Annotated in this window: 13 protein-coding genes; 5 read left to right on the top strand and 8 right to left on the bottom strand. The window is 71.0% G+C overall.

Annotated elements, in window-relative coordinates; translation table 11 throughout:
• Positions 1-90: 90 nt before the first annotated feature.
• Positions 91-867: a DedA family protein gene (locus HH310_RS04065; RefSeq protein WP_169174013.1), complete on the top strand. Its 777-nt coding sequence runs from the start codon at positions 91-93 to the stop codon at positions 865-867.
• Here the strand turns inward: HH310_RS04065 and HH310_RS04060 are convergent.
• The gene (locus HH310_RS04060; protein ID WP_169174012.1) at positions 797-2,197 is read right to left on the bottom strand and encodes an NAD(P)H-quinone dehydrogenase; all 1,401 of its coding nucleotides are present in this window, start codon (positions 2,195-2,197) and stop codon (positions 797-799) included. The genes HH310_RS04065 and HH310_RS04060 overlap by 71 nt on opposite strands.
• An 84-nt stretch (positions 2,198-2,281) precedes the next feature.
• Between HH310_RS04060 and HH310_RS04055 the strand changes: the two genes are divergently transcribed.
• Positions 2,282-2,743, top strand: coding sequence for a gamma-glutamylcyclotransferase (locus HH310_RS04055; protein WP_169174011.1), 462 nt, complete (start codon positions 2,282-2,284; stop codon positions 2,741-2,743).
• A gap of 4 nt (positions 2,744-2,747) precedes the next feature.
• Here the strand turns inward: HH310_RS04055 and HH310_RS04050 are convergent, their stop codons facing one another.
• The 3 genes from HH310_RS04050 to HH310_RS04040 form a co-directional block, all read right to left on the bottom strand.
• Entirely contained in the window at positions 2,748-3,485 is a 738-nt protein-coding gene (locus HH310_RS04050) for an SCO6745 family protein (protein WP_169174010.1), read from the bottom strand.
• 66 nt (positions 3,486-3,551) lie between these two features.
• The gene (locus tag HH310_RS04045; RefSeq protein WP_169174009.1) at positions 3,552-4,442 is read right to left on the bottom strand and encodes a hypothetical protein; all 891 of its coding nucleotides are present in this window, start codon (positions 4,440-4,442) and stop codon (positions 3,552-3,554) included.
• A gap of 2 nt (positions 4,443-4,444) precedes the next feature.
• Entirely contained in the window at positions 4,445-5,080 is a 636-nt protein-coding gene (locus tag HH310_RS04040; RefSeq protein WP_169174008.1) for an MBL fold metallo-hydrolase, read from the bottom strand.
• A gap of 132 nt (positions 5,081-5,212) precedes the next feature.
• Between HH310_RS04040 and HH310_RS04035 the strand changes: the two genes are divergently transcribed.
• On the top strand, positions 5,213-6,142 hold the full coding sequence (locus tag HH310_RS04035; protein WP_312033817.1) for a DUF4349 domain-containing protein: 930 nt from the start codon (positions 5,213-5,215) through the stop codon (positions 6,140-6,142).
• On the opposite strand, the gene HH310_RS04030 is transcribed toward HH310_RS04035, so the two are convergent.
• Both HH310_RS04030 and HH310_RS04025 read right to left on the bottom strand, forming a co-directional pair.
• Positions 6,139-7,395, bottom strand: a complete 1,257-nt coding sequence (locus tag HH310_RS04030; RefSeq protein WP_169174006.1) for an amidohydrolase — start codon at positions 7,393-7,395, stop codon at positions 6,139-6,141. The genes HH310_RS04035 and HH310_RS04030 overlap by 4 nt on opposite strands.
• A 301-nt stretch (positions 7,396-7,696) precedes the next feature.
• A complete protein-coding gene (locus HH310_RS04025; RefSeq protein WP_169174005.1) occupies positions 7,697-9,262 on the bottom strand; it encodes a methylmalonyl-CoA mutase in 1,566 nt (521 codons plus the stop codon).
• Positions 9,263-9,458: 196 nt separating this feature from the next.
• Here HH310_RS04025 and HH310_RS04020 point away from each other — a divergent pair, with 196 nt between their 5' ends.
• Together HH310_RS04020 and HH310_RS04015 are read left to right on the top strand one after the other, a co-directional pair.
• Positions 9,459-11,360, top strand: a complete 1,902-nt coding sequence (locus tag HH310_RS04020) for a serine/threonine-protein kinase (RefSeq protein WP_169174004.1) — start codon at positions 9,459-9,461, stop codon at positions 11,358-11,360.
• A gap of 53 nt (positions 11,361-11,413) precedes the next feature.
• Complete coding sequence (locus HH310_RS04015) at positions 11,414-13,063, top strand: phospho-sugar mutase (RefSeq protein WP_312033816.1); 1,650 nt, start codon at positions 11,414-11,416, stop codon at positions 13,061-13,063.
• Here HH310_RS04015 and HH310_RS04010 read toward each other — a convergent pair.
• Both HH310_RS04010 and galE read right to left on the bottom strand, forming a co-directional pair.
• Complete coding sequence (locus tag HH310_RS04010) at positions 13,060-13,743, bottom strand: GPP34 family phosphoprotein (protein ID WP_169174002.1); 684 nt, start codon at positions 13,741-13,743, stop codon at positions 13,060-13,062. The genes HH310_RS04015 and HH310_RS04010 overlap by 4 nt on opposite strands.
• 75 nt (positions 13,744-13,818) lie before the next feature.
• Positions 13,819-14,829, bottom strand: a complete 1,011-nt coding sequence (gene galE, locus HH310_RS04005; protein WP_169174001.1) for a UDP-glucose 4-epimerase GalE — start codon at positions 14,827-14,829, stop codon at positions 13,819-13,821.
• Positions 14,830-14,860 lie beyond the last annotated feature (31 nt).

Raw genomic sequence — 14,860 nt, 5'->3', positions numbered from 1 at the left:
CGATCAGGGCGCATGCTGAACACAGCACTTTCTCAGGTGGGTTGACCGATGATGTCGGGAGCCCCGACGTCGTATGAGGTGGCCTTACCGATGACCGAACTGTTGACCATGATGGCAGCACCGGCCTGGGCCTACCTCGCGCTTTTCGGGTTCTTAGCCGTCGATGCCATGTTCCCGGTGGTGCCGATCCAGGCCATCATGATCACCTCAGGTGCCCTGACGATCTACGGCAACCTCAATCTTCCGCTCGTGATTCTGATCGGCGCGCTCGGCATGTTCACCGGCGACGCGATCGCTCTGCTGCTGGGCCGTTCCTCGGCCGGGCGGATCGGCCGCGGCTGGTTCAGCACGAGGTTCGGTTCGCTTCGCGCCCGGTTCGGGCCCAAGGACGACCAGCCCCGCACCGAGTCGCGTGCCAAGCGCGCCGCCGAGCGTTTCACCCGCGGCCTGCGCCAGCCCGGCCCGCTCGTGCTGCTGCTGTGCCGGTTCGTCCCGGGCGGCCGGATGGCGGCCGGCTTCCACGCGGGCCGCACCGGCTACCCGGTCAAGAAGTTCATCCTGTACGACGGGTTGGCCGCGCTCGCCTGGGCGACGTACGGCGGCCTGGTCGGCCACGTGGGCGGCACCGCGGTGACCCAGTCGGCGTGGCGCCTGTTCGTCATCGCCGCCACCGCCGCTGTCGTGTTCGGTACGGCCGGCTGGATCCTGGCGATCTTCGGGGGCCGCAAGACCAAGGAAGCGGTCGAGGAGATCGAGGACGAGGTCATGGAGGCCTTCGCGGCGGGCGGCGACGACTTCACTGAAGCTCGTGCTGCATCAGCTGACGCGCCGCTTCCGCGATCGACCCCGACAATGACGGGTAGATAGTGATCGTGTGGGCCAGCTGGTCCACGGTCAGGTTGTTCTCCACCGCCATCGTGATCGGCAGGACCAGCTCGCTCGCCTTCGGCGCCACCACCACGCCGCCCACGATCTGACCGGTCGCCGGGCGGCAGAACAGCTTCACGAAGCCGTCGTGCACGTCCGACATCTTGGCGCGCGCGTTCCCGCTCAGCGGCAGCATCACCTGCCGGGCCGGCACCCGGCCGCTGTCGACGTCGTTCTGCGAGACCCCGACGTTGGCGAGCTCGGGGTCGGTGAACGCGTTCGACGCGACCGTGCGCAGCCGGAGCGGTGACACCGCCTCGCCCATCGCGTGCCAGATCGCGATCCGGCCCTGCATGGCGGCGACGCTGGCCAGCGCGAGCACACCGGTGCAGTCGCCGGCCGCGTAGATTCCCGGCACGTTCGTGCGCGACACCCGGTCGACGGTCACGTGGCCGCCGTCGCCGACCTGCACGCCGTACTCGCTCAGCCCCAGCGACGCCGTGTTCGGCACCGCGCCGACCGCGATCAGCGCGTGCGACGCCTCGATCTCGCGGCCGTCGGCGAGCGTGACCAGGACGCCGTCGCCGGTGTTGACGACCGACCGGCCGCGCGCCTGGCTCAGGATCGTCATGCCGCGGTCGCGGAACACCCGCTCGATCGCCATCGCGGCGTCCGCGTCCTCGTGCGGCATCACCCGCTCACGGCTGGAGACCAGGGTGACCTTGATGCCCATCGCCAGGTAGGCGCTCGCGAACTCGGCGCCGGTCACCCCCGAGCCGATCACCACGAGATGGGACGGGAGCTCGGTCAGGTCGTAGAGCTGCCGCCAGTCCAGGATGCGGACACCGTCCGGTCGCGCGGTCGGCAGCACCCGCGGAGTGGCACCGGTGGCGATCAGCACGGTGTCGGCGTCCACCGCGTACGTCTCGCCGCCCTCCGGGGTGATGAGGACCTGGTGGGTGTGCCCGAGCGTGTCCTCGCCGAGCCGTGCCCGCCCGGCCACCACGTCGACGCCGACCTTGACGAGCTTCGCGTGGATGTCCGCGGACTGCGCCAGCGCCAGCTTCTTGACCCGCTCGTTGACGGCCACCGCGTCGACGGTGACCCCGCCGAGGCCGGCCGAGCGGATGCCGAAGTGGTCGTTGTGCCGGTACCCGGTCATCACGTCGGAGCTGGCGATGAAGGTCTTCGACGGCACGCAGTCGGTCAGCACGCACGCCCCGCCGGGACCGGCCTCCTCGATCAGCGTCACGTCGGCGTCGAGTTGCGCGGCGACCAGGGCCGCCTCGTAGCCGCCCGGCCCACCACCAATGATCACGATCCGGCTCACGACGCTCCCACCTCTAAGTCGAACTGTGCCGACACGCACTTCTTGTATTCTCCACCACCGCGTTATCCGGCTATCGTCATCGCCGTGCGTCATTACGCCGCGTACGGCTCAAACCTCGACCCGGCCCGCATGCGGGCCTACTGCCCGCACTCCCCGATGGTGGGGGTGGGCTGGATAGAAGGCTGGCGCCTGACCTTCGCCGGTGACGCCGAGATGGGCTGGGAGGGGGCGGTCACCACGATCGTCGAGTCGCCCGGTGACCGGGTGTTCGTCTCGCTGTACGACGTGCACCCGTGGGACGCCGCCCAGCTCGACGAGGTCGAGGGCGTGTCCGCGGGCGCGTATCAGAAGCTCACCGTGCGTGTGCTGACCCTCGAGGGCGAGTTCAGCGCGTGGGTGTACGTCTACGACGGCTACGAGGGTGGGCTGCCCACGGCGTGGTATCTGTCCGAGATCGCGAACGCCGCGGAGAAGGCGGGCGCCCCGGACGACTACGTCGACGACCTTCGTCACCGCCCGACGCGTACGTCCTCGCCGGAGGTCTGACGGGTCACCGGGTGAGCCGGTGGGTCAGCGACTCCAGCAGCCCGGCCAGCTCCACCCGCTCGGCCGTGTCCAGCGTCCCGTACGCCTGCCCGGCCAGCGCGTCGGCCACCGAGTCGGCCCACATGAGCCGCCGGACGATCGGGCCGGCCGCCGGGTAGGGCGGCTGCCAGCCGAATGCGACAGCGCCGGTCTCCCCCTCCGGACCCGCGATGATCGCCTGCAGCGGGGACAGCCCGCTGGCCCGGACCGCGACCACGTGCACGCCGAGCCGCTGCTCGTGCAGCAGGTGCAGCAGCACCGCGGCCTGCGCGCCGGGCGCCTGGTCGGGCACCGGCATGGCCCGCCACGCGGCAAACAACGGCAGCCCGGCGCAGTCGACCGCGTCCACGACCCGGCGGGCCAGCTCGAGCAGCCGGGTGAGCCGGGGGAAGCCGCCGATCTGGTCGGCCCCCCACGTGCAGAGCTCATGCAGGTGCCAGGTGGCGACCTCCATGGGTGCGGAGCTCTTGGCGGTCGCCTCCCAGCCGTCCACAACGGCCTCCGGCGCGATGAAACCGATGGCCGCGGCCACCGTCTCGGGGCGGACATCGCCCAGGGCTCCGGCCCGCGCCGACACGTGGTACGCCCAGCCGGAGAGCCCGAGCAGGCGCGCACGGCGCAACGTCTGCGGCGACTCGGCGAAGGCACCAATGATCGTGGCGAGTCCCGTCCTGGCGTTGGCGGCAGCCTGTTCGGGGGTCACGCGCCGATTCTGCTCCCGCAGACGGGTTCTGGAAAATTTTCTTCCCGAGGAGGAAGACTATTCCGGTCAATCCGACTCGTCCGCGGGCTCGAGGTCCTCGAGCGCGGCCTGGACATCGCCGACCCGGCGCCGGGCCGCCGCGGCCTCCCGTTCCGCCGTGCGCCGCGCCTGCTTGCGGCGGGCCACGTCGGCCTGTGCCTCGGTGCGGCGGCGCTCCAGCTCGGCGAGCTCGTTGTCGAGGTCCTCGACCAGGTGCCCGGCGTCGCGCTCGGCGGTCTCGGCGCGTTCCAGCTGCTCGTCGGCGCGGCGTTCGGCGGACTGCGCGGCACTCAGCTCCCGGCGCAGTTCACGCTCGCGCTTCTCCCGTTCCCGGCGGCGGCGGTCGGCGGCGGCCGGTTCCCGGGCTGGCTGCTGGGGGAAAGCGACGACCTCGGCCTCCTCGGCGGCCTCATCCGTCACCAGCCGCAACCGGGGCTTCGGCACCTCACCGAAACCGGCGTAGTTCGCGGCCCGGATCAGCCGGCCGGTGCGCACCTGCGCGGCGATGTCCGGTTCGGCCAGGGCCGCGGTCAGCGTCGCCTCCACCTCGCCCAGCGGCAGCTTGGTCGCCGGCTCCTCCGCCTGGGCCAGCTCGCGGGCGGCCGCGACCAGGGCGGACACCACCTGGCGGCGCTGCGCGGTGAGCTCGCGCAGCGCGGAGCCCTGCAGACCGCGCTGAGCCTGGCGCAGCGACGCGGAGAGCTCGACGAGCTGGTCGATCATCTCGGGCCGGCGCAGTGCCAGCAGATTGACGACCCAGGCGGCCACCGTGGGCTTCTTGAGCGCGGCGAGCCGTTTCGCGGTGGCCTTGTCGCCGGACTTGCGGGCGTCGTCGATCGCGGCGGTGCGGGCCGCGACGAAGCCGTCCGGCGGCGCCTCGTACAGCCGCTGGATGATCTGGTCGGTCGCGCTGGGCACGGTCAGTCGATCGTGGTGCCGGGCGCGAGCCGCTTGTACGTCGTGCCGCCGAGACGCTCCAGCAACGAGCCGTACAGGCCCGCGCCGGTGTCGTTGAGCAGCCCGTCGTGCAGGGCGTAGGCGCGGCGGGGGTGGATCGCCCGGACGAAGTCGATCGCTTCGGACACCTTCATCCACGGAGCGTTCAACGGAACGAAGAGCGTGTCCACCTCGGTGTCCTCCGGAACGGTGAACGAGTCACCGGGATGGAAGAAGTTACCGGAGTCGTCGCTGACCAGCACTGCCACGTTCGGGATGACCGGGATGTCCGGATGGATCACCGCGTGCTCGCCGCCCGAGGTGCGTACCCGGTAGCCGGCCACCTCCAGTTCCTGGCCGGGATCGATCGCCGTGCCGGCGCTGCCGATCGCGGGCAGCGTCGCCAGGACGTCGGCGTGCGCGTAGACCCGCAGGCCGGGCTGCCGGGCGGCCGCCTCGGTGACCGCGTCCACGTTCACGTGGTCGGCGTGCTGGTGGGTGATCAGTACGGCGTCCGCTCCGTCCAGTGCGGACTGTTCGCTCCACACGCCGGGATCGAGGACGAGCACGCCGGCTCCCTCGACGCGTACACAGGAATGCGAGAACTTCGTGATCTGCACGGGACCCCTCCGCTGCCAATTCGTGACCACTTCTCCCACGTTCGGCCGGAACCGATCCGGTTCCGGCGCACGTCCCACCGGCACGCCTTCACGGGGATGGGAGAAACCATGCGTGCACACCGAATCCTATTAGTGAGTACCGCTCTGATCGTGGGATTGCTCGTCGGCGGTTGCACCGGCAACGGCCAGACCGATCAGGCCGCCTCCTCCGGGGCCGGTGTCTCGAACGCCATGCCGGAGGCGCCGGCCGCCGGCGTCGATACGGCGCAGGGTGCCGCCGAGGGCAAGGACACCCCGGCGCAGGCGCCGGATCTCAGCGTCGACCAGCGCTCCATCATCTATCGCGGCTCCCTTTCGGTACGCGTGCAGGACGTCAACGCCGCGGCGAGCCAGACCAGCGGGATCGTCCAGACGGCCGGCGGCTACGTCGGCGGGGACAACCGCAGCAGCGGCGGCAGCGGCGCGGACACCGCGACCATGGAGCTGCGGGTGCCGGCCGCCAAGTTCACCGCCTTCGTCGACCAGCTGGCCAAGCAGCTCAGCGGCACCGAGGAGCAGCGCCAGATCAGCACCGAGGACGTCACCGAGCAGACCGTCGACCTGGACGCCCGGATCACGGTGCAGCAGGCCCGGGTGGACAGCGGGCGCCGGCTGCTGGCCCAGGCGAAGTCGCTGAACGACCTGGTGATGCTGGAGAAAGAGGTGGCGACCCGCGAGTCGGATCTGGCGTCGCTGCAGGCCAAGAAGCGCCACCTGGCCGACCTGACGGCGCTGTCCACGATCACGGTGACGCTGCTCGGGCCGCAGGCCGCCGTGCTCAAGGCGGACGACGGACCGGCGGGTTTCCTGGGCGGGCTCGCCGGCGGATGGAAGGCGCTGGTCAGCTCGCTGGCGGTGGTGCTGACCGTGCTGGGCGCCGTGCTGCCGTGGGTGCTCGCGATCGGGGTGCCGGCGTTGCTCGTGTGGTGGCTGATCCGCCGGGCCCGGCCGGGAAAGCCGGCATTGGTCCCGGCCGGCCCGCCGGCCACCGTTCAGAAGGCGGACGGGCCGGATCAGGGCTAGAACGCCGCGGTCGACAGCGCGGCCAGCGCGGTGTGCACCATGACGCGCAGGCCGTAGCCGATGCAGTTCTCGTCCACGTCGAAGTCGCCCTGGTGCAGGTCACGCTTCTCGTCCGAGCCCGGCGTGGCGGTGCCGAGCCGGATCATCGCGCCGGGCACGTGGTCGAGGTAGAACGCGAAGTCCTCGCCGCCCATGCTGATCTCGGCCTCGACCACCCGGTCGGAGCCGAGCGCGGCACCGGCGGCGGCGGCGACCACCGCGGACGCCATCCGGTCGTTGATCACCGGCGGCACGCCGCGGGCGTAGCCCACCTCGACCTGGGCGCCGGTCGGCGCGACCACGTCCTTGATCAGCTGGGTGACCAGCTCGGGCGCCTGCCGCCAGGCCTCCCGGTTGAGGATCCGGACCGTGCCCCGGGCCTCGCCCTCGCCGGGGATGGCGTTGAACGCCTGCCCCGCGTGCACCGAGCCCCACACCATGGAGACGCCGGCGCGCGGGTCGATCCGCCGGTCGAGCAGCGCGGGCACGTCGACGATGACCCGCGCCAGCGCGTTCACCAGGTCGGCGGTCAGGTGCGGGCGGGCGGTGTGGCCGCCCGGGCCGGTCAGCTTGACCTCGACCGTGTCGGCGGCCGCGGTGAACGGTCCGGACCGGACCCCGACCAGGCCGGCCGGCAGCTGCGGGTAGCAGTGCAGCGCGAAGATCGCGGCGACGTCCTTCAGCGCACCGGACGCGACCACCTGGGGCGCGCCGGACGGGAACGTCTCCTCGGCGGGCTGGAAGATCAGCCGGACCCGGCCGGGCAGCTCACCGCGCTCGGCGAGCTGGGCCAGCGCGAGACCGAGGCCGAGCATGATCGTGGTGTGCACGTCGTGGCCGCAGGCGTGCGCCACGTTCTCCACCGTCGAGCGGTACGGCACGTCCTTGAGGTCGGCCAGCGGCAGGGCGTCGAGGTCGGCGCGGAAGGCGATCACCCGGTCCCCCTCGCCGATGTCGCAGATCAGACCGTTGCCCTTGGGCAGCATCTGCGGCGTGAGGCCGGCGACCGCGAGCTCGCGGGCGACCAGTGCGGCGGTCTCGAACTCATGGTTCGAGCGTTCCGGATGCGCGTGAATATGCCGCCGAATCGCTACCAGCTCCGCGCCTCGGGAGGCGAGCCAGCGGTCGAGCTGGCCGGGCAGGGGTTCGGCGCCGGGCAGCGGCCCGGGCCACTCCGTCTGGGCCCCTTCGGGCTCCGTCAGAGCAGTAGTCACGTCGGCTTCCAGTTCTTGGGCAGAGATGTTTCTTTGTCGGGTTTCCGCGACGCGCGACAGCTTAGACCGTTTTTGGTGACGCTGTGCAACGCCATTCCCGTACCCGTCGGATTGCGCAGGGTGACGAATGCCCTGATTAGAGCGGCTCGGCGTGGGGAGAGGGTTGCTCGGGGTGTCGTCCCTGCTGAGCATCGCGCCTCTCACCTCCTACAACGGGTAACGAATCGTGGAGGTGACGCGGTTTCAGGATCGACCGATCAACCGCACTTCCAGCACACCACGAGTCCGTTTCAAAACGGTTTCAGAAGTGTTCGACGGGGTGGTACACGCCCCATACGCCGCGCAACGTGTGGCATACCTCGCCCACGGTCGCGCGCAGTCGCAACGCCTCTTTCATCAACGGTAGGACGTTCGCGCTTCCTTCGGCGGCCTTCGCGAGATCAGCCAGTGCCGACTCGACCGCGGCGGCCGACCGATTCGCCCGTAAATCGGCCAGACGAGCGCGCTGAGCGGCCTCGATAGCCGGGTCCACGCGCAGCGGCTCGTAGTGCTCCTCCTCGTCGACCGTGAAGCGATTCACACCGACCACGACCCGCTCGCCGTCGTCGATCTCGTTCGCGATCCGGTACGCCGAGGTCTCGATCTCCTGCTTCTGGAAGCCCGCCTCGATCGCGTCGACCGCGGAGCCGTACTCGAAGACCCGCTCGATCAGCGCCGTGGCCTGCCGCTCGACCTCGTCGGTCAGGGCCTCGATCGCGTACGAGCCGGCGAACGGGTCGACCGTGCCGGTGAGGCCGCTCTCGTAGGCGAGGACCTGCTGGGTGCGCAGCGCGAGCCGGGCCGACTTCTCGGTCGGCAGTGCGATCGCCTCGTCGTAGGCGTTCGTGTGCAGCGACTGCGTGCCGCCGGCCACCGCGCCCAGGGCCTGGATCGCGACGCGTACCAGATTGACCTCGGGCTGCTGGGCGGTGAGCTGCACGCCCGCGGTCTGGGTGTGGAACCGCAGCATGAGCGACTTGGGGTTGGTCGCGCCGAACTCCTCGCGCATGATCCGGGCCCACATCCGGCGGGCGGCGCGGAACTTGGCGATCTCCTCGAGCAGTGTCGTACGCGCCACGAAGAAGAAGCTCAGCCGCGGTGCGAAGTCGTCCACGGCCAGGCCGGCGGCGAGCGCGGCACGGACGTACTCGATGCCGTTGGCCAGGGTGAACGCGATCTCCTGCGCGGGCGAGGCACCGGCCTCGGCCATGTGGTAGCCGGAGATGGAGATCGTGTTCCACTTCGGGATCTCGGCCCGGCAGTAGGCGAACGTGTCCGCCACCAGCCGCAGCGACGGCTTCGGCGGGAAGATGTACGTCCCGCGGGCGATGTACTCCTTCAGGATGTCGTTCTGGATGGTGCCCTGCAGCGCGCTGCCCGGCACCCCCTGCTCCTCGGCGACGAGCTGGTAGAGCAGCAGCAGGACGGAACCGGGCGCGTTGATCGTCATCGAGGTGGACACCTGGTCCAGTGGGATGTCGTGGAAGAGCCGCCGCATGTCGTCGATCGAGTCGATCGCCACGCCCACCTTGCCGACCTCGCCGTGCGCGATCGGGTCGTCCGAGTCGTACCCCATCTGGGTGGGGAGGTCGAAAGCGACCGACAAGCCCATCGTGCCGGCCGCGAGCAGCTGGTGATAGCGCGCGTTGGACTCGGCAGCGGTGCCGAAACCGGCGTACTGCCGCATCGTCCAGGGCCGCTTGGTGTACATCGTCGAATAGACACCACGCGTGTACGGGAATTCGCCGGGCTCCCCGATCGGGACGTCGGGCGGGACATCCTCGCTGTGATAGACCGGCTTGATCTCGAAACCCGACTCCGCGTTCACGTCCCGATCCTAAAGGGTGGACCGAGTTACCGGTTTCGTACTCAGCGTCCGAAAAATGCCACCGAATGCGATGCGCCGCTCACCTAGGGTCGAGTTCTGGTAAACACCGGCGTCGCGACTTTCAAATCATGGGGAGCAACCGGCAAGATAGCCTGGTTGGTCGAAAGCCCCCTATACCCCCTCGGTGGCATCCTCAGTGACTCAGATTCCGACGTGGAGCGGTGGTAATACGGCTCCCACCAGCGGACGCGCAGCTCCGGGCACGCTCATCGGCGGGCGGTACACACTCCGCGCCGCGGTCGGCCACGGCGGCATGGGCACGGTCTGGCGAGCGGCGGACACGCTGCTGCGCCGCGACGTCGCGATCAAGGAGGTCGTGCTCCCGCCGGGCCTGGCGCCGAGCGACCGCGACGCGATGTACGAGCGGACCATGCGCGAGGCCCGCGCCGCCGCCGCGCTGCAACACCCCGCCGTGGTGCAGGTCTACGACGTCGTTCATGAGAACGGCCGGCCGTGGATCGTGATGGAACTGCTCGACGCCCGTTCGCTCGCCGACATGGTGATCGAGGACGGACCTATCTCGGGCCGCGTGGTCGCCAAGATCGGCATCGCGCTGCTCGGCGCGCTCGAGGTGGCACACGCGCACGGCGTGCTGCACCGCGACGTGAAACCGGCGAACGTGCTCATCTGTTCGGACGGCCGGTGCGTGCTGACCGACTTCGGCGTGGCGCGGATGCCCACCGACGTGCAGCTGACCACGCCCGGCATGGTGCTCGGCTCACCGCATTTCATCTCGCCCGAGCGGGCCATGGGCAGCGAGTTCGGGCCGCCCAGCGATCTGTTCTCGCTGGGCGTCACGCTCTACACCGCGGTCGAGGGCCGGCCCCCATTCGACAAGGGCGACCCGATCGAGACCATGCACGCGGTGGTCGAGGACCCGCCGGCCCCGGCCGTGCGGGCCGGGTCGCTCACGCCGGTGCTGATGGGTCTGCTGGAGAAGGACCCGGACCGCCGGATGGACGTGATCACCGCCCGGACCATCCTGCGCCAGCAACTGGCCGGCCCGCTGGCCAGCCAGGCACCGCCGAACATGATGACCGACCCGTACTCGGTGGTCCCGTCGCAGCGTCCGCCCGTCGCGGCTCCGGCCGAGACGCAGCCGATCGCGCCGCCGCCGTCCGGCCAGATCGGCGGCCGGGCCATGCTCGCGGCCGGCGACTCGCTCACCGACCACCTGCAGAAGCTGCAGCAGGAGAACGCCGGGGGCGGGGCCGGACGCCGGCGCCGCGTCGAGCCGCAGGCCGCCGTCGCGCCGACCGGCATGATGCCGGCCGCGCAGATGCCCGGCGGCACCGGCCCGACCAGCGTGATCCCGCCGCGCGACGCGTGGCAGAGCGGCCGGCCCGGCACGGTGGTGATGAGCCCGGGCGCCAAGCGCAAGGCCACGATGGACAAGGCGATGACCGGCGCCCGAGACACCGCGGGCCGGGTCGCCGACACGGTGAAGGGCTGGTCGCGCAAGCAGCAGATGATCGCCGGTGGTGGCGCGCTCGCCCTGGTGCTGGTGCTGATCCTGGTCTTCTCGCTGGGCGGTGGCGGCGGCGACACACCGCCGCCGGACGCGCTGCCGGCCGGCAACGCGCAACCGGACCAGTCCGGCGTCGAGACCCAGGCGTACAAGGGCGACAGTACCGTTTCGGTGCAGGTGCCGAAGGGCTGGACGCGGGCGGCGGGCGGCTCCTACGTCGACTACGTCGACCCGAACGACAAGGACACGAAGGTGCGGGTCCTGGTCGAGAAGGGGTCGATTTCGCCGGACAAGTTCGCCAACACGACCGCACCGACCGGGCTGAAGAACGGTACGAGCTGCCCGAAGCCGTTCAAACACCTCGGCACCAAGGACGTCGACATCTCCGGCCACGCGGGCGCCGAGTTCCAGTACCAGTGCGGCACCGGTGACGGTGAGCGCCACGGCATCTGGCGGATGACCACGGTGAACGGGAAGATGTACTCCTTCTACCTCACCACCGAGGAAGTCAACTTCGCGGCCAACAAGAAGTACTACGACAAGATGGTCGAGACGTACAAGCTCGGGTGACGACGACGCAGGGCCGGCGCGAGCTCGCGCCGGCCCTGTGCTATCAATCGCAAGTGACCACCAACGATGACGCCGCGCTGCGGGCCGAGGCCGAGGCCTGGCTGGCCGACGATCCCGATCCGCGCAGCAGGGCCGAGCTTCGCGCGCTGATCGACGGACTCCCCGGCACGGCCGGCGAGCTGCGGGATTCGTTCGCCGGACCACTCACCTTCGGCACCGCGGGGCTGCGCGGCCGGCTGCGCCCCGGGCCCAACGGGATGAACCTCGCGGTGGTCACCCGCGCCGCCGCCGGCCTGGTGTCCTGGCTGGCCGCGCGCGGCGGGACGGGCCCGCTGGTCATCGGCTACGACGCGCGGCACGGGTCGAAGGCGTTCGCCGAGCAGACCGCCCGGGTCGCCACCGGGGCCGGCCGCGAGGCCCTGGTCATGCCGGGCACGTTACCCACGCCGGTGCTCGCGTACGCCGTACGGGCGTTGGACGCGGTCGCCGGGGTCATGGTGACGGCCAGCCACAACCCGCCGCAGGACAACGGGTACAAGGTCTATCTCGGCCGCGCGCTGGGCGGCCCGGCCGGCGACGGCGCGCAGATCGTGCCGCCCGCGGACGCCGGGATCGAGGCGGCCATCCGCGCGGTCGGCCGGATCGCCGACGTGCCACTGGGCGAGCCGGGCAAGCTGCTCGACGACGCGATCCCGCAGGGGTACGTGCGAAGCGCCGCGGCCGTGCTCACCGAGGGCGGCCCGCGGGACCTCGCGGTGGCGTACACGCCGATGCACGGTGTCGGTGGCTCGACGCTGGCCGCCGCGTTCGTGGCCGCCGGCTTCGCCGAGCCCGCGGTGGTGGCCGACCAGTTCACCCCCGACCCGGAGTTCCCGACGGTGGCGTTCCCGAACCCGGAGGAGCCGGGCGCGATGGACCACCTGCTCGCGCTGGCCGGCCTCGGCGGTGCCGACCTGGCGGTGGCGAACGACCCGGACGCGGACCGGTGCGCGGTCGCGATCCCCTCGGATGGCGGGTGGCGGCCGTTGCGCGGCGACGAGCTGGGCGTCCTGCTCGCCGACCACCTCATCCGGCGGGGCGTTCCCGGCACGTACGCCACGACGATCGTCTCGTCACAGCTGCTGGGCCGCTTGTGCACCGCCCGCGGCGTGCCCTACGCCGAGACGCTCACCGGCTTCAAGTGGATCGTGCGGGCCGCCGAGGATCTCGCGTACGGCTACGAGGAGGCCCTCGGCTACTGCGTGGCGCCGGCCCTGGTCCGCGACAAGGACGGCATCACCGCCGCGCTGAACGTGGCCGAGATGGCCGCCGGGCTCAAGGCCGAGGGCCGCACGCTCGCCGACCGGCTGGACGAGCTGGCGGCCGAGTTCGGCGTGCACGCCACCGACCAGCTGTCGGTGCGGGTGGACGACCTGGCCGAGATCGGGGTGGCGATGGGCCGGGCCCGTCGCGAGCCGCCGGCCACGCTGCTCGGCGCGCCGCTGACCGCGATCGATGACCTGTTACCGGACAACGACGTGCTCACGTTCCGCACCGCGGCGGCCCGCGTGGTGATCCGGCCGTCCGGCACCGAGCCCAAGCTCAAGGCGTACCTGGAAGTGGTAGAACCGGTCGGCCAGGGCGACGTGCGCGGGGCCCGCGAGCGCGCCGCCGCCTCGCTGCGCACTCTCCGCACCGAGGTCGCGGCCGCGCTCGGGGTCTAGGCCGGTTTGGGGGCGCCCAGGGCGGCCGAGATGGCCTTGCCCAGGGTGGCCACCACCAGCGCGACGCTCGGCCGGACGATCGAGTCCTCGAGGTTGGCGCTGCCGGAGAACCCGGCGCCCGCCGCGATCTCCTCGATGCGCTGGTGGGCGCGGGCCGACTCGTCGGACGGCAGCCGCAGCGCCGGTTCCATCCGGCAGGCCGAGAGCAGCGTGGCGAGCGCGGCGGTGCGCTCGTCGCAGATCGTCTCGGTCATCAATGCCTCGGCGAGCCGGCGGCGGATCTCCGCCTCGTACTGCGGGTCGGTCGTCGGATAGCGATGGAGGTGGATGACGCCCATCTGGGTCTCGTCCACGTCGCTGACCACACCGCGGGACACCAGGTCCTCCAGGACGCGGGTGCGCAGGCGGTGACGCAGGCGCTGCAGCCACTGCGACGGGGTGTGCGGTTCGTCCTCGGCCGCCCGAGCCAGCACGGCGTCCGCGATCGGGTCACCGATCGGGCTCGGATCGACCACCTTGAGGTAGCCGTCGACGTAGGCGATCCGCCCCGCCAGTGCCAGATCGATCAGCACGGCCGCGGACATGCCGAGGTCGAGCCCGATCCGGGAGCCGGTCGCCTTGCCGGTCTGGTCGTCATATGCGAGGAGGAGCAGTTCCTCGGCGAGCGGAATGGTGCTCATGGCTCGCAACAATAGTGGCCCGGTTCACGCTCGGCGTCCCCCGGCCGCTCCGCGTTTCGTACCCAACGGTTCACCTCATCGCCGACCGGCCAGATCGGGCAGGATCTCGTCGCGCCGCTCGAACCAGGCCAGGGTGTCGCGGATGCCGTCGGTCACCGAGTGTTCCGCCCGCCAGCCCAGCAGCCGCGCCGCCCGGTGGCTGCGGGTATAGGCGCCGGCCTGGTCGCCCGGCCGCCGCGGCGACGGCAGGACCGCGACCGGGGTGCCGGCCACCCGATTGAAGGCCTCGACGAACTCCAGCACGGTGGTGCCGGTCCCGGTGCCCAGATTGATGGCCGTGCTGCGAGACTCACCGGCGAGCACGGTGTCGAAGGTCTCCAGCGCGCGCAGGTGGGCGTCGGCCAGGTCCCAGACGTGCACGTAGTCGCGGATGCCCGAGCCGTCGCGGGTGGGGTAGTCCACGCCGGTGACCGGGAAGGGCCGGCCGGCACGGTGCGCCTCGATCAACTTACCCAGCGCATGGCTCGGCGAGGGGACCTGCAGGCCGGTGCGCATCTTGGGGTCGGCGCCGATCGGGTTGAAATACCGTAACGAGAGCACCCGCATCGGGGTTGCCACGGCGATGTCCGCGAGCATCTCCTCGACGATCTGCTTGGTACGGGCGTACGGGCTCATGCCGGCGATGGCCGAGTCCTCGTCGACGGTGAAATCGCCGTTGGGGCGGTAGATCGAGGCCGACGAGCTGAACAGCAGCCGGGTGACGCCGTTGGCGACCAGGTGGTCGACGAACTCCAGCGTCTTCGCGACGTTCTCGCGGTAGTAGTGAATCGGGTGCCGGACCGACTCGGGCACCACGATGAGCGCCGCACAGTGGACGACCGCGGCGATGTCCGGGTGCTCGGCGAAGATCCGGTCGAGCACCGTCCGATCGGCGATGTCCCCTTCGTAAAAGGGCTTACCCGCGCAGAACTCCCGCCGCCCGGTCACCAGATTGTCCAGAATGACCGGTTCGTGCCCCGCATCGACCAGACACGACGCGATCGTGCTTCCGATGAACCCGGCACCACCCGCGATGAGCGTCTTCACCCCGTCTACAACGACGCGGACCGGATTCAGA

The sequence above is a fragment of the Actinoplanes sp. TBRC 11911 genome (assembly GCF_012933445.1).
GTDB lineage: Bacteria > Actinomycetota > Actinomycetes > Mycobacteriales > Micromonosporaceae > Actinoplanes.
Note: the sequence above shows the minus strand (reverse complement) of the source record. Positions and strands in the feature narration are given on the sequence as shown.